This is a genomic window from Virgibacillus sp. (genome assembly GCF_013393565.1).
GTDB lineage: Bacteria > Bacillota > Bacilli > Bacillales > Amphibacillaceae > Virgibacillus > Virgibacillus dokdonensis.
The window spans coordinates 1-18,433 of the sequence record NZ_JABXHF010000016.1 but is presented as its reverse complement, the minus strand read 5'-3'; the positions used below and the strand labels follow the sequence as shown (position 1 = coordinate 18,433).

19 protein-coding genes and 1 pseudogene are annotated in these 18,433 nt (G+C 36.0%); all 20 read right to left on the bottom strand.

Annotated features, from left to right (window positions below; all coding sequences use genetic code 11):
• Positions 1–156: 156 nt before the first annotated feature.
• Positions 157–936, bottom strand: coding sequence for a GTP-sensing pleiotropic transcriptional regulator CodY (codY, locus tag HLX49_RS04940; RefSeq protein WP_077704132.1), 780 nt, complete (start codon positions 934–936; stop codon positions 157–159).
• Between the two features lie 27 nt (positions 937–963).
• On the bottom strand, positions 964–2,358 hold the full coding sequence (hslU, locus tag HLX49_RS04935; protein ID WP_077704135.1) for an ATP-dependent protease ATPase subunit HslU: 1,395 nt from the start codon (positions 2,356–2,358) through the stop codon (positions 964–966).
• Positions 2,359–2,375: 17 nt separating this feature from the next.
• The gene (gene hslV / locus HLX49_RS04930) at positions 2,376–2,921 is read right to left on the bottom strand and encodes an ATP-dependent protease subunit HslV (RefSeq protein ID WP_077704137.1); all 546 of its coding nucleotides are present in this window, start codon (positions 2,919–2,921) and stop codon (positions 2,376–2,378) included.
• A gap of 24 nt (positions 2,922–2,945) precedes the next feature.
• Positions 2,946–3,854, bottom strand: coding sequence for a tyrosine recombinase XerC (gene xerC / locus HLX49_RS04925; RefSeq protein ID WP_077704140.1), 909 nt, complete (start codon positions 3,852–3,854; stop codon positions 2,946–2,948).
• 598 nt (positions 3,855–4,452) lie between these two features.
• On the bottom strand, positions 4,453–6,531 hold the full coding sequence (gene topA / locus HLX49_RS04920; protein ID WP_296360941.1) for a type I DNA topoisomerase: 2,079 nt from the start codon (positions 6,529–6,531) through the stop codon (positions 4,453–4,455).
• Positions 6,532–6,761: 230 nt separating this feature from the next.
• Entirely contained in the window at positions 6,762–7,694 is a 933-nt protein-coding gene (dprA, locus tag HLX49_RS04915) for a DNA-processing protein DprA (protein WP_077704146.1), read from the bottom strand.
• A 260-nt stretch (positions 7,695–7,954) separates the two neighbouring features.
• Complete coding sequence (gene sucD / locus HLX49_RS04910) at positions 7,955–8,857, bottom strand: succinate--CoA ligase subunit alpha (protein ID WP_296360940.1); 903 nt, start codon at positions 8,855–8,857, stop codon at positions 7,955–7,957.
• 43 nt (positions 8,858–8,900) lie between these two features.
• Positions 8,901–10,061: an ADP-forming succinate--CoA ligase subunit beta gene (gene sucC / locus HLX49_RS04905; RefSeq protein ID WP_296360939.1), complete on the bottom strand. Its 1,161-nt coding sequence runs from the start codon at positions 10,059–10,061 to the stop codon at positions 8,901–8,903.
• A 192-nt stretch (positions 10,062–10,253) separates the two neighbouring features.
• Positions 10,254–10,517 (bottom strand): EscU/YscU/HrcU family type III secretion system export apparatus switch protein, encoded by a 264-nt coding sequence (locus HLX49_RS04900; protein WP_077704155.1) that lies wholly within the window; start codon positions 10,515–10,517, stop codon positions 10,254–10,256.
• On the bottom strand, positions 10,514–12,148 hold the full coding sequence (locus tag HLX49_RS04895) for a hypothetical protein (protein WP_077704158.1): 1,635 nt from the start codon (positions 12,146–12,148) through the stop codon (positions 10,514–10,516). Before HLX49_RS04895 ends, HLX49_RS04900 begins: the two co-directional genes overlap by 4 nt.
• Positions 12,149–12,164: 16 nt before the next feature.
• A complete protein-coding gene (locus HLX49_RS04890; protein WP_077704160.1) occupies positions 12,165–12,935 on the bottom strand; it encodes a ribonuclease HII in 771 nt (256 codons plus the stop codon).
• 400 nt (positions 12,936–13,335) lie between these two features.
• On the bottom strand, positions 13,336–14,184 hold the full coding sequence (gene ylqF / locus HLX49_RS04885) for a ribosome biogenesis GTPase YlqF (protein WP_101934011.1): 849 nt from the start codon (positions 14,182–14,184) through the stop codon (positions 13,336–13,338).
• Between the two features lie 9 nt (positions 14,185–14,193).
• The gene (lepB, locus tag HLX49_RS04880) at positions 14,194–14,769 is read right to left on the bottom strand and encodes a signal peptidase I (RefSeq protein ID WP_237342740.1); all 576 of its coding nucleotides are present in this window, start codon (positions 14,767–14,769) and stop codon (positions 14,194–14,196) included.
• A gap of 298 nt (positions 14,770–15,067) precedes the next feature.
• Positions 15,068–15,412: a 50S ribosomal protein L19 gene (gene rplS / locus HLX49_RS04875; RefSeq protein ID WP_073005137.1), complete on the bottom strand. Its 345-nt coding sequence runs from the start codon at positions 15,410–15,412 to the stop codon at positions 15,068–15,070.
• Positions 15,413–15,561: 149 nt separating this feature from the next.
• Complete coding sequence (gene trmD / locus HLX49_RS04870) at positions 15,562–16,281, bottom strand: tRNA (guanosine(37)-N1)-methyltransferase TrmD (protein WP_077706901.1); 720 nt, start codon at positions 16,279–16,281, stop codon at positions 15,562–15,564.
• Positions 16,282–16,284: 3 nt separating this feature from the next.
• Positions 16,285–16,800 (bottom strand): ribosome maturation factor RimM, encoded by a 516-nt coding sequence (rimM, locus tag HLX49_RS04865; RefSeq protein WP_296360938.1) that lies wholly within the window; start codon positions 16,798–16,800, stop codon positions 16,285–16,287.
• 11 nt (positions 16,801–16,811) lie between these two features.
• Positions 16,812–17,201 (bottom strand): YlqD family protein, encoded by a 390-nt coding sequence (locus HLX49_RS04860; protein WP_101934012.1) that lies wholly within the window; start codon positions 17,199–17,201, stop codon positions 16,812–16,814.
• 195 nt (positions 17,202–17,396) lie between these two features.
• Positions 17,397–17,624, bottom strand: coding sequence for a KH domain-containing protein (locus tag HLX49_RS04855; protein ID WP_077704175.1), 228 nt, complete (start codon positions 17,622–17,624; stop codon positions 17,397–17,399).
• Between the two features lie 9 nt (positions 17,625–17,633).
• Positions 17,634–17,912, bottom strand: a complete 279-nt coding sequence (gene rpsP / locus HLX49_RS04850; RefSeq protein WP_073005144.1) for a 30S ribosomal protein S16 — start codon at positions 17,910–17,912, stop codon at positions 17,634–17,636.
• A 138-nt stretch (positions 17,913–18,050) separates the two neighbouring features.
• Positions 18,051–18,433, bottom strand: a pseudogene (locus HLX49_RS04845) (signal recognition particle protein); the annotation flags it as partial.

The following is an 18,433-nucleotide window of genomic DNA, read 5'->3' as shown; positions in this document are numbered from 1 at the left end:
TAACCATTGGTTCCTCACCCGCATAGCAGGTGGTTTTCTGTTTCGCACGCTTTCGCGAGATCAACGGACTAAAGTCATAATATAAAACATCCGCAACACGGTTAAACGCGTTGCGGATGTTTAGTTTTCTTTCTACGAGCAATTATTTTATATTTTTTATCTAGAGCGTAAATTTTCTAATTCAACAAGGAAATTGTGATTTAAGACTTTAATATATGTCCCCTTCATACCCAGTGAACGAGATTCGATTACCCCAGCACTTTCTAGTTTTCTTAGAGCATTTACAATGACAGAACGGGTAATGCCAACACGATCAGCGATTTTGCTTGCTACAAGAAGCCCTTCACTACCGTCCAGTTCTTCAAAAATATGGTCAATTGCTTCTAATTCACTATAAGAAAGTGAACTAATTGCCATTTGAACAACAGCTTTACTTCTTGCTTCTAGCTCAATTTCTTGAGACTTTTCATGAAGAATTTCCATACCTACAACTGTAGCCCCATACTCAGCTAATAAAAGATCGTCTTCATTAAATTCTTCTGATAAACGACCAATAATAAGGGTTCCTATACGATCTCCACCGCCAATGATTGGAACAATGGTGGTTAAAGCTGTTTGGAATAAGTCGCGGTTTTCTACTGGGAATACAGTATGTGGACTATCTATACCAATATTCGCTGTTGTTTCATGAATATTGTGTAATCCTTCTGTATATTCTTGCGGAAACTGACGTTCTTCCAGCATAGCTTTCATTCTTTCGTTTTCAATCTCTTGATTAATAGCAAATCCAAGTAATTTCCCACGACGGCTTAGAATATATACATTTCCTTTAATTACATCACGTAACGAAGCAGACATATCATTAAAGTCCACAGATTTCCCGCCGAATTTTTGTAGCATTGCATTAATTTTTCTTGCACGATTTAATAGTTCCATTATGATCCTCCATTCGATCTCTATATGTTATAAGATATATTGACTTAAATCCTTATTTTTAGCGATAGCAGAAAGTTTTTCATCTACATAAGCTGGAGTGATTTCAACAGTATCCATATTAATCTCTGGTGCTTCAAAGGACAGATCCTCCAGCAACTTTTCTAAAATCGTATGAAGTCTTCTAGCTCCAATGTTATCCATTTCCTGATTCACTTCATAAGCAATTTCAGCAATTCTATTTACAGCTTCGTCTGTAAATACTATATTTATACCTTCTGTTTTTAATAAAGCTTCATATTGCTTTAATAAGGCATTAGATGGCTCTTTTAATATTCGTTTAAAATCATCTGTTGATAGTTTCTCTAATTCTACCCTAATTGGAAATCTTCCTTGTAATTCAGGAATTAGATCAGATGGTTTTGACATATGAAATGCGCCAGCGGCAATAAATAACATATGGTCTGTTTTTACTGGTCCATGCTTTGTAACAACTGTAGACCCTTCAATAATTGGCAATATATCGCGTTGAACACCTTCGCGAGATACGTTAGCACTTTGTTCATCTTTACCAGCTACTTTATCTATTTCATCAATAAACACAATCCCCGATTGCTCTGCTCGTAAAATGGCTTCTTGTGCCGCCTCTTCCATATCTACAAGTTTACTCGCTTCTTGCTGCGTTAACACTTTCCTTGCTTCAGACACTGACAATTTTCGCTTTTTCTTTTTCTTTGGCATAAATTGTCCAAGCGCATCTTGCATATTCATGCCCATATGTTCCATTCCAGAACCTTGTAACATGTCAAACATAGATGGCGTTTGCTCTTCTATTTCAACAGTTACTACTTTATCTTCTAACTCACCAGATGCTAACTGTTGTTCTACACGCTTTCGTTTATTTCGAATCTCATCATTTTTCGCAGATTCTTCAGCACCTTCTTCACTATTAGCCTGTGAAGAAAATAACATTTCAAAAGGGTTTTTTGTTTCGTTGGTTGCTTTAGACTGAGGAACTAAAAGTTTGACAAGTAATTTATTTGCTTCTTCTTCCGCTTTCTCTTTAACTTGTTTCATTTTTTCCTCTTTCACAGTCCGCAATGCCATTTCAACTAAATCGCGAATCATGGATTCAACATCACGACCTACATAGCCTACTTCCGTAAACTTCGTCGCCTCCACTTTTACAAATGGTGCACCTTCCAGCTTAGCTAGCCTTCTAGCTATTTCTGTTTTCCCTACTCCGGTTGGTCCAATCATTAAAATATTTTTCGGAACCACTTCTTCTTTTAAACCTTCATCTAGCTGCATGCGCCTATATCTGTTACGCAATGCAACAGCTACAGATCGCTTTGCACTTTTCTGGCCAATAATATATTTATCTAATTGTCCAACAATCTGTTTAGGAGTGTAGCTCATACCCATTTCCTAAAGGCCTCCTTTTACTCCAATACCTCAAGTGTGATATGGTTATTCGTATACACACATAATTCTCCAGCAATTTCTAAGGATGCTTTCGCAATCTCTTTGGCAGATAGTTCTTTAGAATATCTCGCTAGAGCTCTACCAGCGCTAAGAGCATAATTTCCACCAGATCCGATAGCTAAAATTCCGTCATCAGGCTCTATGACTTCTCCAGTACCAGAAACTAAAAACATATGCTCCTTATCCATGACAATTAACAAAGCTTCCAGTTTTCTTAGCACTCTGTCGCTTCGCCATTCCTTTGCAAGCTCAACTGCCGCTCTAGGCAAGTTGCCATTATATGTTTCTAATTTCGCTTCAAACTTTTCAAAGAGCGTAAACGCGTCAGCTACGGAACCGGCAAATCCAGCTAATACCTGTCCTTTAAATAGTGTACGAACTTTCTTTGCTTTATGTTTCATAACTACTGCATTTCCCATCGTTACTTGACCGTCCCCACTCATCGCACATTGTCCGTTATGGTGGATGGCAAAAATAGTGGTAGCATGCATTTCATTGGTCATGTAAGCTCACCTCTTTATTTAAAGTTAATCATTTGCTCTCGGGTGACTTCTCATATAAACACGTCGCAAATGATCTTTCGTCACATGCGTATAAATTTGAGTTGTTGACAGATTTTCATGACCTAATAATTCTTGTACGCTGCGTAAATCAGCACCTTCATTCAAGAGATGAGTAGCAAATGTGTGTCGCAGTTTGTGTGGATGCACATGCACAGTTAAAGCTGCATCTTTCACCATTTTGTTCAATATGTCACGAATCCCTCTATCCGTTAAGGGTACTCCACGATTATTGAGAAATAATGCGTTTGTTTGTTGATTGGATTTTGCAAGCAACGCTTTTCTTCCATCCTGTATGTATGTTTCCAAAGCAATTTCAGCAAATTTTCCATACGGAATGTAACGTTCTTTTCTGCCTTTTCCTTGCACAAACACTGTTCCAATATAGAAATCAATGTTATCTAAAATCAACTGTCTACACTCACTTACCCTTATCCCCGTAGCATAAAGCAATTCTATTAAGGCTTGGTTTCGCTGACCTAAAGGTTGGGTTAAATCACTTACTTCAAATAGCTTTTCTAACTCTTTCTCATACAAAAACCCCGGAATCTTGCTTTCCGTTTTAGGTAAACGAATAGCTGAAAATGGATTTACATCTACCACATCTTCTCGTTCTAAATATTTATAAAACGTTCGCAACGCTGATATCTTCCGGGAAACAGATTTCCTGCTTAATCGCTGATCATATAGGGTATTTAAAAACACACGAACAATCCGTTCGTCCACATCACAAAATCTCGTTAACCCTTCCGTGTGCAAAAAAGAAAAAAACACTTCCAGATCCTGCATGTAATATTTAATCGTATACGGGGAGGCATTTTTCTCTATTTGTAAGTACTCTTTAAAGGATTGCCAATATTGTCTGAAATTATTCAAATTTTCACCCCATTAAGCAGCGAATATAGCATAACACAGAAAATCATGTTAAGCAATAAATTTAACTAAATTGTAACAAAATTCAGAAACAACCACTCTCATAGTTAGAATTGCCTTTTCATCTGGCCATTTTTGCATGAAATCAATCTTCCATCATTAGGTGTTTATTACGCTAGCTAATTGCCACTAAGCCATTTGTGTGATCCAGAATGAATGCATAAAAGTAAGAGCAATGCCGTCAAGTACATTGCCTTACCAAGGCGTAATTATATCTGTTTTGTGGAGATTAGTCAATTAATTATGTTTATATTTTAACAAATTCAGCAAATCTTTTATAACTAAGCATTTAGGAACATGCAAATAGCTGACAATATCACTCTCATATAGTATATATCCTTTTTTTAGAAGGTTCAAACAGTATCATTGTTAAATAATTGTGACAAAAATAGCAGGTCTTCATTTTAAGAATTAGATTGATTAAACTCACATCTTCCAATTCATGAGGTAGGGAGCTTAGCACCTTATATTCGGGATAAACCCTTAAAACTTTATACTATCCTATAATACGAAAAGAAAACTGTTCAACTAAGTTGAACAGTTACGTTTGAGGCTCTTCTTTATATTCACAGTTCGTACATTGAATTTGCGTTCCCTTTTTCGCTTTTTTCTCCACTAGTAATGCCTCGCATTTAGGACATGGTCTAGAAATAGGTTTATCCCACGAAACGAAGTCACATTCCGGATATTGGTCACACCCATAAAAAGTACGGCGTTTCTTTGATTTTCTTTCAACTATTTCCCCTGTTTTACATTTTGGACAATCAACACCAATTTTCTTTAAAATCGGTTTCGTATTTCGGCATTCTGGAAAGTTCGAACAAGCCAAGAATTTCCCATATCTCCCCATTTTATAAACCATCTCATGACCACATTTTTCACAATCAATTCCCGCTGGTTCATCTTTTATTTCTACTTTTTCCATTTCCTGTTCAGCCTTCTTCAAGCGCTTCTCAAATTCTTGGTAGAATTGATCAATGATCTTTACCCATTCTATGCTTCCTTCTTCAATAGCATCTAAATCGTTTTCCATTTTTGCAGTAAAATCTACATCAATAATTTTAGGGAAGAATTCTTCAACCAATTCTAATACAATCGTACCTAATTCAGTAGGTACAAATCGCTTATTATCAATACTTACATAACCTCGTCTTTGAATAGTATCCAAAGTAGGTGCATAAGTAGAAGGACGGCCAATTCCTAGTTCCTCCATCGTTTTTACTAATCTCGCCTCCGTATACCTTGGTGGTGGCTGTGTAAAATGTTGATTCGGTTTTATTTCCTGTGCCTTAACTTTCATACCTTCAGATAATGCAGGAAGGAGTTTGTTTTCATCTTTTTTCTTATCATCTCTTCCTTCCACATACACTTTCATAAAACCTTTAACTTTTATCTTTGAACCTGTAGCTCGGAACTCAACATTATTATTTAATACATGAACAGTCATCGTGTCCATAACCGCAGCAGCCATCTGACTAGCCAAAAATCGTTCCCAAATTAATTTATATAATCGAAGTTGATCTCTTGATAGGATAGCTTTAAGTGAATTAGGCTCTCTTAACACAGAAGTCGGGCGAATAGCTTCATGGGCATCTTGCGCAGACTCTGATTGTTTCTTTTGTTTATTTGTCCCTAAGTACTCTTCTCCATATTGTTCATGAATATACGAGTTCGCTTCATTTTTTGCCGTTTCAGAGATTCTTGTTGAATCTGTACGCATATACGTAATTAGTCCAGTTATACCACCTGCTTGACGACCGAGGTCAATTCCTTCATAAAGTTGCTGAGCAACCATCATTGTTTTCTTTGCTTTAAAGTTCAGCTTTCTAGCAGCTTCCTGCTGTAAGGAAGAAGTAGTAAATGGTTGAGCTGGATTCCTTCTACGTTCTTTTTTGTTTACTTTATCTACAGTAAACTGATCACCTTGAAGCATCTGTTTAATTTCTTTTACATCTACCTCTGTTTTTAATGCTACTTTTTTTCCATTTATCCCGTAAAAGGCCCCTTCAAATAATTCACTTTCTTTTAAAAACTGCGCATCAATGGACCAATATTCTTCAGGGATAAAGTTTTCAATTTCTTTTTCTCGATCAATGATTAATTTCACTGCAACAGATTGCACGCGCCCAGCACTTAAACCTTTTTTGACTTTTTTCCATAGCAGTGGACTGATATTGTACCCTACCAATCGGTCAAGTATCCTTCTTGCTTGTTGCGCGTCAACTAAATTCATATTTATAGATCTAGGATGCTTAAACGACTCTTTAATGGCGTCTTTGGTAATTTCATTAAATACAACCCTGCATTCTGATTGCTCATCAATGTTTAAAATATGAGCTAAATGCCACGCTATTGCTTCCCCTTCCCTGTCAGGGTCCGCTGCGAGGTATATTTTTTTGGCCTTTTTAGCTGCAGATTTTAAATCCTTAACCACATCGCCCTTTCCTCGTATAGTAATGTACTTTGGAGTAAAATTATTTTCTGCATCTACACCCATCTGACTTTTTGGTAAATCTCTTACATGCCCCATCGAGGCCTTTACTTTATATTTTTTTCCTAAATAACGTTCAATCGTCTTCGCCTTCGCAGGCGACTCAACGATCACTAGATAATCCGACATATGATTTCCTCCCAAATTAAGGGTGCTCAAGAACAAGATTCACACCCGACCAGAACTCCTTTCTGGTAACCATGTCTTTCTTTATTTTCATTATTGTTTGTTCACTAAAATAAACCTACAAATTATTCTTTAATACTATTTACAAATCTTCACTAATAGTAAATATATACATTGCATTTGTCAAACATGTTCTGAAATAACCGTACTAAAATCTATCATTCTCATTGACATTAATTATTTTTTTCATAAATATACATACTGGTTAGTAGTCCTTTCCCGCCCATCGCGTGGACTTGCCATTCTTCAAGAATGTCTTTGGCATTTGTAACCATTTGGGCACCATCTCGAATCAATTGATGACAGCCCTCTGTTTGCTCTGTAAATATAGAACCAGGAACCGCAAACACTTCTCTCCCTTGTTCTAATGCTTGATCTACCGTTATCATAGTCCCACTTCTTTTTTTCGCTTCAATAACCAATGTGCCAAAGCTCAATCCACTAATAATCCGGTTTCGTTCAGGAAAATGGTGTTTAGCAGGTGGGGTTGTTGGCGTATATTCAGATAGCACAAGACCTTTATGAACAATTTCTTGATATAATGATTGATTTTCTTTAGGATAGAGATGTTCAAAGCCACTTCCTAATACAGCTATCGTTTTTCCATTTAATATAAGTGTCTTTTCATGCGCATATTGATCTACCCCTCTTGCTAGTCCACTTACAATTAACCAATTTTTATGGAGTAAAGGCTCGATTATAAAAGCTGTTTTTCTCTTTGCCTCCCTTGAAGGATCCCTCGAACCAATTACACTTAAAGATGGGGCATCATTTAATAAGTCTACGTTACCTTTCCCATATAAGACAAGAGGTGGGTCATGAATAGCTTTTAACATAGGTGGAAACCGTTTGTCAAGGATAGTAATTATATGCTGATTTTTCATTTCCGATTGCAACTGTTTTAGACGTGCTTGACTATGAAGATCTTGATATAAGGTTGTAGCGTTTTTTAATGGAAGAGAAAAAGTGTGGCTGATTTGACTCGGGGTCATTTGGTAGAGTTGTAGAAGAGAACGATCTAGCTTAATAATTCTTTGAATACTCCTTCTAGTCACTCCCCTACAACGACTTAAATGAATAAAACGAAAACGAACTTCATTCGTCATATTCCACTTCCTTTCAAAGGGATTGTTTAAAAAATGAACTTACAATGACACATCGATATTTGTAGTTGGCTTATTTTCCTGCGTTAGTGATAAAACAATTAAATAGTATTTCATTAGAGGATAAGTAAAGAGGAGCCTATGATTTTTTAACTAGGCTCCTCCATTGCGTACAGATATTTCTATCGTAACTTATAACCTACGTTTTTAGATTTATTATTAAACTAAAAATACAAATGAACTTCAAATTTTTTTAGGAAACCTTATTGTGTTTTACACTTCTCTTTTAAGCCTTTTTCTTCAAGCACACCTATCATTGTTTTACCCATAACTGCCGGCGTTTCAGCAACTTTAATTCCACACTCATTCATAATGCGAATTTTTTCCTCGGCTGTTCCTTTTCCACCTGAAATAATAGCGCCAGCATGCCCCATTCTTTTTCCTGGAGGAGCTGTAGCACCTCCAATAAAACCAACTACGGGCTTCTTCATGTTTGCTTTCACCCATTCAGCTGCTTCTTCTTCTGCTGTACCGCCTATCTCTCCAATCATCATAACAGCATACGTTTCTGGATCATTATTAAATGCTTCTAGCACGTCAATGAAATTGGTTCCATTAACAGGATCACCACCGATACCAACAGCGGTAGTTTGACCATATCCAGCTTCTGATAATTGATGAACCGCTTCATATGTTAATGTTCCTGAACGAGAGACAACGCCAATATGACCTTTTTTATGAATATAGCCAGGCATAATTCCAATTTTACTTTCATCAGCAGTAATAACCCCTGGACAGTTTGGTCCTACGAGCCGTGTATTCTTTCCTTCCATATAACGTTTTACTTTCACCATATCCATTACCGGAATATGCTCCGTTATACAAATAACCAAATCTAATTCAGCGTCAACAGCTTCTAGAATAGCATCTGCAGCAAACGGGGCCGGTACATAGATGACGGAAGCTGTAGCACCTGTTGCTTCTACAGCCTCTAATACTGTATTAAAAACAGGTACACCTTCTACCTCTGTACCACCTTTTTTCGGAGTGACTCCACCAACAATTTTTGTGCCGTATTCAAGCATTTGTTTCGTATGAAATTTAGCTGTGCCACCGGTTATCCCTTGGACAATTACTTTTGTATCTTTATTAACGTATACACTCATTTTCGTCCGTCCTTTCAAACATTTTAACGTCATTTTACGAAGTTTACTTTACCATGGAGACTATTTTTTGAGCACCGTCAGCCATCGAATTAGCAGAGGTAATATTTAATTCTGAAGCTTCCAGAATTTTCTTCCCTCTAGCAACGTTTGTTCCTTCTAGGCGAACAACCAACGGAATTTCTAGCCCTACTTGCTTGGTTGCTTCTACAACTCCTTCAGCAATTACATCACACTTCATAATGCCACCAAATATATTAACGAAAATACCTTTTACATTCTTATCAGATAGAATGATTTTGAAAGCTTCCGTTACTTTTTCAGCCGTAGCACCGCCTCCAACGTCAAGGAAATTAGCGGGCTCTCCGCCATAGTGTTTAATAATATCCATGGTAGACATAGCAAGTCCAGCACCATTTACCATGCAACCTATATTCCCGTCCAGTGAAATATAGCTTAAATCGTACTTGGACGCTTCAACTTCTTTCTCATCCTCTTCATCAAAATCACGTAAATCCATAATGTCCTTTTGACGGAATAAAGCGTTGTCATCAAAATTTAATTTTGCATCTAAGGCTAAGACTTCCCCATCACCAGTTGTTACTAACGGATTAATTTCAGCAATGGAACAGTCTTTTTCGACAAATGCTGTATATAAACCAATCATGAATTTGACAGCTTTACCTAACAAATCATGTGGAATATTAATATTGAAAGCTAATCTACGTGCTTGAAAACCTGTTAAACCAACAACAGGATCAATAACTTCTTTAAATATCTTCTCAGGTGTAGCAGCAGCTACTTCCTCAATTTCTGTACCACCTTCTTCAGATGCCATCATAACGACACGAGAAGTAGCGCGATCCAGTACTAAGCCGATGTAATATTCTTTTTGAATATCACAGCCCTCTTCAATCAATAAACGTTTCACTTCTTGCCCCTGTGGCCCTGTTTGATGCGTTACTAACGTTTTGCCAAGAATTTCATCGGCATATGTACGCACTTCATCGACATTTTTAGCTATTTTTACCCCGCCGGCTTTACCACGTCCACCAGCGTGAATTTGTGCTTTCACTACTGTGACATCGCTTCCTAATTGTTTTGCAGCTTCTACAGCTTCTTCAACTGCATAGGCAACTTTTCCATTAGGGACTTTAACGCCGTATTGTCGCAAAATCTCTTTGCCTTGATATTCATGAATGTTCATCCTATATCCTCCCATCAAATTTCACTGCATATCCATTGTATAAAAAAACGCTTCAATTAACAAGAAATACCGCACATCTCAACATATTTCGCTACCCCACACTTTTTCTACATATATATATATATTTTACTATGAAATGACCATTGACTTCATACAATAGTCACGTATAGTAGCCTTTAAACATGCTTTATGTTACATTTGCTGATCTGTACGATAGATAAATGCAAATACTTCAGCCACCGCTTCATAAAGCTCTTCTGGAATCGTTTCATTTATGTTTAATTGACCTAACAACTCTACTAAAGAAGCATCTTCTAAAATTGGAATGTTATTTTCCTTTGCTGCTTCAATGATTTCATCTGCCAGTTTACCTCTACCCGAAGCAGTAACGACAGGAGCAGTGTGATGTGCTTCATGATAGCGTAGTGCTGCTACTTTCCTTTGTTTTAAGTTCATATTCGATAATCCACCCCTTGATAACTCTGAGCATTAAACACAGCTGTTTTTGCTTTCTTTCCTTGATGTAAAGCAAAGAATGAAATAGATGATAGATGATAATTCATTTCCTTTAACCCTTTCTTTAATAAAGGCTGAAATTGCATCGGAAGTGTTCGCGATTGGATATGATCATTGAAAACATGAATGCTAATATTTCGATTTTGTACATGCATATCTACCACAGTTTCTTTTATATTTGTTAATTCCAAATAGAACACAATTCGACAATGATTTGGATCTAACTTATTTGTTTCTGTTTTCTTTCCTTCGAACTTTATTTCCATATCATTTGTTAATCCTAACTTTAAGGCTGGTATTTGTAGATATGCTTGCAAAAAACCATTATCGAAATCTTGTACAGAGGATAATTGTACAGCATGTAAATGGTGAAGCACTTGCTGTAGTTGTTCCCCCAAGCCGCCTTTTGTTTGCTGTAACATGGAAATCAATTGACTTTTAATGGTAGTTGGCGGTGATTCTCCTTTAACCAACAAATTTTCATGTGATATACCTGAAAGTTGCAAAAACCGTTTTGTCAATTGTAGAAATTGCTCTTTTGGCTCTGCCAATAAATATTTTTGTGAAAACGTGATAATTTGTTCTAATTGTTCATATGTATGTGACTTTTGCAATGCACGTAACTGAACGAGTAAACCGCCAAAATCACCTCCGTTACCTACGTTTTTAGCGAATAATGTCGGAAAGACTTTTGTTACATCTTGTTTTAACTGTGAGACTTCAGCATCTGAAAACATATATTGATTAGCCGCAGTTAATAGAAGCTTGCTTTCCCATTTTTTTAATATTTGGTCAGCATGTTGCATAAACCATTGATTATTAGCTATATAATGCTTTAAATTATTTATTGTGTTTGAAGAATAAATATCTTGACCATCTAATAACGATTGGATGAGGGAAAACACTTGTTTATTTCGAAAAGAAAGTATCTTACTCATTTGTTCTTGACTATTTGCAATATTTTCAGCAGTTGGTTGTAAAAGATCGCTTAAATGTCCTCGCAGCATTGAAAAATTCGAATCCTTCGGTAGCATATGCAAAAGTTTTTGCAATTGAGTAGCGAAAGGATATTTTTTTTGCATGTGAAGAGCTTTCGTAGTTTGTTCAGTTATTGGCCATTCATTTGCTATTAACTCTTTCATTATAGGCATAAAAACTTGAACTTGCTTATCTTTATATTGTGACATATATTCAAAAGCTTGTTGCAACTGCTCTCTATGAAAAGATATTTGTTCCTTCGTTAATTGCTGCACAAGCTCCGCTTGGTTCGTTGCCATTTTTAAGGAAAGTTGCTGTAACAATTGATTCGCATTCAATGCCCCATTACCTAATACCTTTAATTTTAACAATTCATCAGCTTGCATAACTTGAAAATAATAATCCTTTCCAGTTGTTAAAGAAGCTTGTAACTGAGCTATCAGTCGCAAGCCACCTAATTGTATTTGCACCTTATTTTCTGGATATATTTTTATAACCTGTCCTTGAATAATTTGACCTTTTTTAAGTTGTTGTTGTGAGGGAATTTTTAACTTATTTAGTTGTAATATTTCTTTCAACTGATGGATACGCACAATACTTCCCTCTTTCCTAATTGATCATTTTTTTAACCGGTGCAAATGAGCAGCGGTGCTGTGGACAAACACCATATTGATGTATTTTTTTCACATGCTCCTCTGTTCCATATCCCTTATTAAAAGCAAATTCATACATAGGGAATTGAAGATGTAATTCCTTCATATAATTATCCCTTGTCACTTTTGCCAGTACACTAGCTGCTGCAATTGAGATGCTTTTGGCGTCACCTTTTGTAATTGCTTCACTTGAAATTGTTAATTTTGGCAATTCTACTGCATCAATTAATATACGTTCAGGCATAGGGTCTAACTTTTCAATAGCTTCAGCCATAGCAAGTTTTGTTGCCTCTAATATATTAATTTGATCTATTATTTTACTATCAACTATAGAAATTCCATAACTAATCGCATGTTCTTTTATGTAATAAAAAAATTCATTTCGTTTTGACTCCGTTAGCCGCTTTGAATCATCTAGTCCTAATAACCGAAAATTAGATGGTAAGATTACTGCAGCTGCTACAACAGGACCAGCTAAGGGTCCTCTTCCAGCTTCGTCAACTCCAGCTATATATTTTATTCCTCGTTTATAGTGAGAGCGTTCAAATATTGTCATTTCCACATAACGTTCTTGTAGCGCTTGAAATTTAAGCTGTTGTTTATCATATTTATGAATTAATTGTTGCACACCTTTTCTTTCATCCAATCGTAAATATGCAATTTGTTTCTCGTCCAATTTCTCTGCATGAAACAAACGATTCAGTTCCCTAATAGATATTTTCTTCATATTACCCCTACCTTTTTACTATCGACTAAATAATAGAAATATGAAATGAATGTTTCTCTTCTATTCATTGTTAGAAAAATCGACTAGTTATTAAATTTTTTAATACTATAGAAAAGCATAAGCTGTTTGGGTTTATAGTATAAGAAAAACGAAGGTTTACGCCATAACAACTTGGCGATAAGACAAGTTTTTCTAACAATAGATTCTACGTGAAAAATTTCCCAAATGAAATAACAAGACACCCATCCGAAGATGCATGTCTTACAATATTGTATCTTATTATGCTATGAATATTTCTTTGTCAATTGACAAGACCTATACGTTAATCCAGTAAGCCTTCATGACAGTTAAAAACGAATCATACTTTTAAATTTAAGCTACTTACGCTGTTTTAATTCGGTTATATTTCAGGTGTCTCCAAAGTTATTTTACCAAGTTTACCTGAACGTAAATCTTGTATTACGATATCAGACACTTTTGCAAAATTAACTTTCCCTCCGCTTTCAAGCGCTCCACGCTGCTTACCGATATAGTTGAATATATCCCACATATCTTCTAGCGTATTATCCAAATTATAACGTTGTTTTATGTTTTCTGGGTAATGTTGTTGCATATATTGAATAACAAATGCAACGATGTCTTGCAATGAAAGTAATTGATCTTTAATAGTGCCAATTGCAGCTAACCGAAGTCCAACTTCTTGATCTTCAAACTTTGGCCATAATATCCCAGGTGTATCTAAAAGTTCAAAATCAGATTTAACTTTTATCCATTGTTGCTGTTTTGTAACCCCTGGCTTATTTCCCGTTTTAGCTATTTTTTTATTTGCCAACCGGTTAATTAATGTCGATTTACCAACGTTTGGTATGCCAACAATGATAGCACGAGCAGCTCGAGGCTGTATACCTTTGGAACGTAGTTTTTCCATTTTTATCTTAGCATGTTCTTTTGCCAACCGTATGACAGCTTGTATATCATGTCGTTCATTTACGTTAATAGCAATGGCTGAGATCTGATGATGTTCAAAGTATTTTATCCATTGTTCCGTAATTTGTTGATCAGCTAAGTCTTTTTTCATCATTACAACCATTTTTGGCTTTTGCTGAATTACTTGCTGCAACATGGGGTTCTGAGAAGAAAGAGGAGCTCTAGCATCTACTAGTTCGATAACAAAATCGACGAGCTTCAGTTTTTCCTCTACTTCACGCTTTGCTTTGGCCATATGGCCAGGAAACCATTGTATTGTCATTACTTAACCCTACTTTCCAATTAGTTGCATACGTTCGAACGGCCAATAAATTAAACTTGTCTTGCCAACAATCTGATCCATTGGTATAAGCCCTAGTGAGCGGCTATCCATTGAATTCTCTCGATTATCTCCTAAGACAAGGACGTAATCTTCAGGTATTTTACGATAACTGCCCGGAAGATCTTCCAAGGTAAAATTGTTTGTATATACTTTTACTTGAGTCTTATTTGCTTGACCCTTCAAAAAGTTTTGTTCTATTTCTTTTTCATTAATGTACAATATATTATTTCTAACTTCAACATGGTCTCCAGGTAAACCGATAACACGTTTAATAAAATCTTTTTCACTAGAAGCATGAAATACAACAATATCAAAGTGTTTTGGGTCTTTCAGGTCATAAATGATTTTATTTACCATCATTTGATCGCCATTATGTAATGTCGGGAGCATAGATGGACCTTCCACCACAATAGGCGCAAACAAAAATGTACGAATGATAAATGCCAAGCCAAGAGCAATTAAAATTGTTTTTCCCCATCCTAACCACTCTTCGCGATACTTTTTTCTATTTGATTTTTCAGTCAAAGGACAAACCTCCATTTCAAAATACACTTTTTTAAAATGAGGCAAGAATGTAAATTACAACGGCCATTAATATGTAAGTGTAACTTGGGCAATTATGTAGGCTTTCAGGTTAGAAGAGGCTTTAATTCAATACTTATGTATAATATTAGAAAACTTGGCTTAAGACCAGCGGAAACTGTAGATTTGCTTGCTTATACTATAAACCTTAAACTTTATACTTTCCTTTAGTATAAAAAAGGAGCTTATGCATAATTGCCAAGCCCCTTTTCTTAAACACTTTATTTAGTCATGTATTTCTTTAACGACGCTCTTTAATACGAGCCGCTTTTCCACGTAAATTACGTAAATAGTAAAGTTTCGCACGACGAACAATACCACGACGACTTACTTCGATTTTATCAATCCGTGGAGAATGTAATGGGAATGTACGTTCCACACCGATACCGTAAGATAATTTTCTTACTGTAAATGTTTCACTAATCCCGCCGTTTTGACGTTTGATTACAACACCTTCAAATACCTGAATACGTTCTCGGGAACCTTCGACAACTTTAACGTGTACTTTTACAGTATCCCCAGCGCGAAATTCAGGATGATCTGTGCGTAATTGATCTTTTGTAATATCTTCAATTAATTTTTGCATCCTGTTTCACTCCTTCCAAACCAATGCTCATGCCTTTTAAATGGCAGCGGAACATCGTTGATAGTGTTTAAAACATATATTACTTTAAACACAGCTTTTAATATACCATATACTTCAAAGAACTGCAACTACTTTTGCCAATATCGTATTTAGTCTTTTACAATGCTTTTTTCATCTATTGTCAACTTTGAATTATTTAACAGATCTTTTCTCCGTTCATACGTTCTCTTGAGCGACTGTTCTTTTCTCCATGCCGCAATTTTACCGTGATCACCAGACAACAAAACTTCTGGAACTTTCATTCCACGAAATTCTGCTGGTCTCGTATAATGAGGATGTTCTAACAAACCCGACGAAAACGAATCTTGAGGTGCTGAAGCTTCATTCCCAAGTACATTAGGGAGTAGACGAATAACACTATCCATTACTACCATAGCACCTAACTCTCCACCTGTTAAAACGTAATCCCCTATGGATATTTCATCATTTACTAAATGTTTACGTATACGTTCATCAAATCCTTCATAGTGCCCACAAATAAAAATAAGATGATCTTCTTGTACAAGTTCTTCCGCTTTTTTTTGGGTAAATGTTTCGCCTTGTGGGCACATTAAAATAACACGCGGCTTAGAAGAACGTTCTTTTTTTACTGCTTCTACCGCATCAAAAATAGGCTGGGGAGTTAGCACCATTCCCGCTCCTCCACCATACGGATAATCATCGACTTTCTGATGCTTATTTTGAGCATATTCACGAAAATTAACTAGTTGATACGTAAACTTATGCTTATCCTGCGCTTTTTTTAATATAGATGATTCCATCACACCTGTAAACATTTCCGGAAAGAGTGTCAATATATCTATATGCATCATTTATTCCAACAACCCTTCCATTGGAGAAATGATGACTTTCTTTGCTTTGACATCAACTTCCAAAACAACATCTTCAATATACGGGATGAGTATATCTTTGCCGCTTTTTCTTCTAGTGACCCATACGTCATTCGCACCAGGTGATAAAATTTCCTTGATCATTCCTACTTCTTCTCCTGTTTCTGTTATAACGGTACAACCAATTATTTCATGATAATAGTATTCATGCTCATTTAATTCCGTCTGGTCCGATTCAGGGATTTTTAGCTCACTGCCTTTAAAGTGAATGATATCATTCATGTTTTCATAACCTTCAAATTGCAACAGATCAAAACCCTTATGTACGCGATGACTGGATATAGTAACTTGTAAAGGGGCTTGTCCATCATTTACCACGTAAACGCGCTTACCAACTTCAAATCGATCATCAAAGTCGGTTATACGTAACACTTTAAGCTCTCCTTTAATGCCATGTGTATTTATGATTTTTCCTACTGTGAACATCTTCTCTGTCATTTAATCACCCGCTATTCATCTATCCGTATCACAACGTCATCTTTTATAATGATCGCTTGTTCTTTCATTACTTCATGCCAATGGGATCCTTCTGTAACCTCAACAAGAGCTTCAACTTCTTTTTCAACAATTTCACTACCTATTTCAAGCATATCCAGTTGTTCCATTTTAAACTCAACCAGTTTTATTTTTTCTTTGCGATTATTAATTTCCTGTTGAAACCGTTGTTCGAGTTCATGCTTGGAATAAGTCGATTTATTTAGTAGTTTACGCTGTTCAAACAACAACTGTTGACACTCTTGCTCAAGTCGCATTTTATGATCATGGAAATTCGCCTGCATTTTCTGTTTACTATTTTCCGTTAATACTTGTTTAATCTGCACCTTTTTTATTATTTGCATATGGCTCGCCTCACTCTCAGAACATCTCAGCAGAGCATAGCAATAATTATATGCTCTTGTTTAAAACACCCTTTTTCATACAACTAAATGCTTTATTTTCTCTATTACTTTTACCACTTCAATCTGCATACCGCTCCACTATTATGTTAGCATTAACGTGGCAAAAAGGGAAAGGGTTTTTAATCCCTTTCCCTTTTACATAATATCTAAATACACACGTTTATTACTATTTGTCTTCGCTGCATAAACAACCGTTCGAATGGCCTTTGCAATTCGACCATTTTTTCCGATTACCTTACCAACATCTTCAGGATGAACAGAAAGATGATATACAATCTTCGTTTCTTCTTCTGTCTCTGTAATAACGATATCTTCAGGATGATCTACAAGTGATGTAACAATCGTTTCAATAAGAGCTTTCATGTTATCACACTACTTTGCAACTTGATTTTTTTGCTCGTGAAATTTCTTCATGATGCCTTCTTTAGAGAATAGATTGCGAACTGTATCACTAGGTTTTGCACCTTTAGACATCCAGTCAAGTGCCTTATCTTCATCTATTTTAACTTCAACTGGATTAACTACAGGGTTATACGTTCCAATTTGCTCGATAGAACGACCATCGCGTGGCGCTCTTGAATCAGCTACAACGATACGGTAGAATGGGTTTCTTTTTGATCCCATACGCTTCAAGCGAATCTTTACTGCCATTTTCTTGCACCTCCATCTTTAAAAACTTAACACATTTTTAAATTCTAGCAGAAAAAGTTAAGTCTGTAAAGTGTTTTCCCATTACAGAGTAAAATAATTAGGCAGAACATATCAATTGAATGCATCTGCTTCAAGCTTCTACATAAACGGCAGCTTCATTCCTTTTTTGCCTTTTTTGCCTTTTTGCATATTTGTCATTTGCTTCATCATTTTTTTCATTTCTTCAAATTGCTTCAGCAAGCGATTTACTTGTGAAACATTTGTACCTGAACCTTTAGCTACCCGTTTTCTTCTACTTGCATTCATAATGCTTGGGTCTTGACGTTCCTTCTTGGTCATAGATTGAATAATCGCTTCTACATGTGAGAGTTGTTTTTCATCAAATTGGGCATTTTTTAAACCCTTCATTTTATTTGCACCTGGAATCATATTCATTAGGTCTTCTAATGGACCCATATTTTTCACTTGACCCATTTGCTCTAAAAAGTCATCCAATGTAAAAGACATCGTGCGCATTTTCT

Excerpts from the sequence above, each read along its gene's own strand:
- ylqF (WP_101934011.1), bottom strand. The coding sequence starts at position 14,184 with ATGACAATACAATGGTTTCCTGGCCATATGGCCAAAGCAAAGCGTGAA.
- hslV (WP_077704137.1), bottom strand. The coding sequence starts at position 2,921 with ATGACCAATGAAATGCATGCTACCACTATTTTTGCCATCCACCATAAC.
- rplS (WP_073005137.1), bottom strand. The coding sequence starts at position 15,412 with ATGCAAAAATTAATTGAAGATATTACAAAAGATCAATTACGCACAGAT.
- dprA (WP_077704146.1), bottom strand. The coding sequence starts at position 7,694 with ATGACGAATGAAGTTCGTTTTCGTTTTATTCATTTAAGTCGTTGTAGG.
- rimM (WP_296360938.1), bottom strand. The coding sequence starts at position 16,800 with ATGACAGAGAAGATGTTCACAGTAGGAAAAATCATAAATACACATGGC.
- HLX49_RS04855 (WP_077704175.1), bottom strand. The coding sequence starts at position 17,624 with ATGAAAGCTCTTATTGAAACGATTGTTACATCACTTGTAGATCATCCT.
- codY (WP_077704132.1), bottom strand. The coding sequence starts at position 936 with ATGGAACTATTAAATCGTGCAAGAAAAATTAATGCAATGCTACAAAAA.
- HLX49_RS04900 (WP_077704155.1), bottom strand. The coding sequence starts at position 10,517 with ATGAACTTAAAACAAAGGAAAGTAGCAGCACTACGCTATCATGAAGCA.
- hslU (WP_077704135.1), bottom strand. The coding sequence starts at position 2,358 with ATGGGTATGAGCTACACTCCTAAACAGATTGTTGGACAATTAGATAAA.
- topA (WP_296360941.1), bottom strand. The coding sequence starts at position 6,531 with ATGTCGGATTATCTAGTGATCGTTGAGTCGCCTGCGAAGGCGAAGACG.
- HLX49_RS04890 (WP_077704160.1), bottom strand. The coding sequence starts at position 12,935 with ATGAAGAAAATATCTATTAGGGAACTGAATCGTTTGTTTCATGCAGAG.
- trmD (WP_077706901.1), bottom strand. The coding sequence starts at position 16,281 with ATGCATATAGATATATTGACACTCTTTCCGGAAATGTTTACAGGTGTG.
- HLX49_RS04860 (WP_101934012.1), bottom strand. The coding sequence starts at position 17,201 with ATGCAAATAATAAAAAAGGTGCAGATTAAACAAGTATTAACGGAAAAT.
- rpsP (WP_073005144.1), bottom strand. The coding sequence starts at position 17,912 with ATGGCAGTAAAGATTCGCTTGAAGCGTATGGGATCAAAAAGAAACCCA.
- sucC (WP_296360939.1), bottom strand. The coding sequence starts at position 10,061 with ATGAACATTCATGAATATCAAGGCAAAGAGATTTTGCGACAATACGGC.
- sucD (WP_296360940.1), bottom strand. The coding sequence starts at position 8,857 with ATGAGTGTATACGTTAATAAAGATACAAAAGTAATTGTCCAAGGGATA.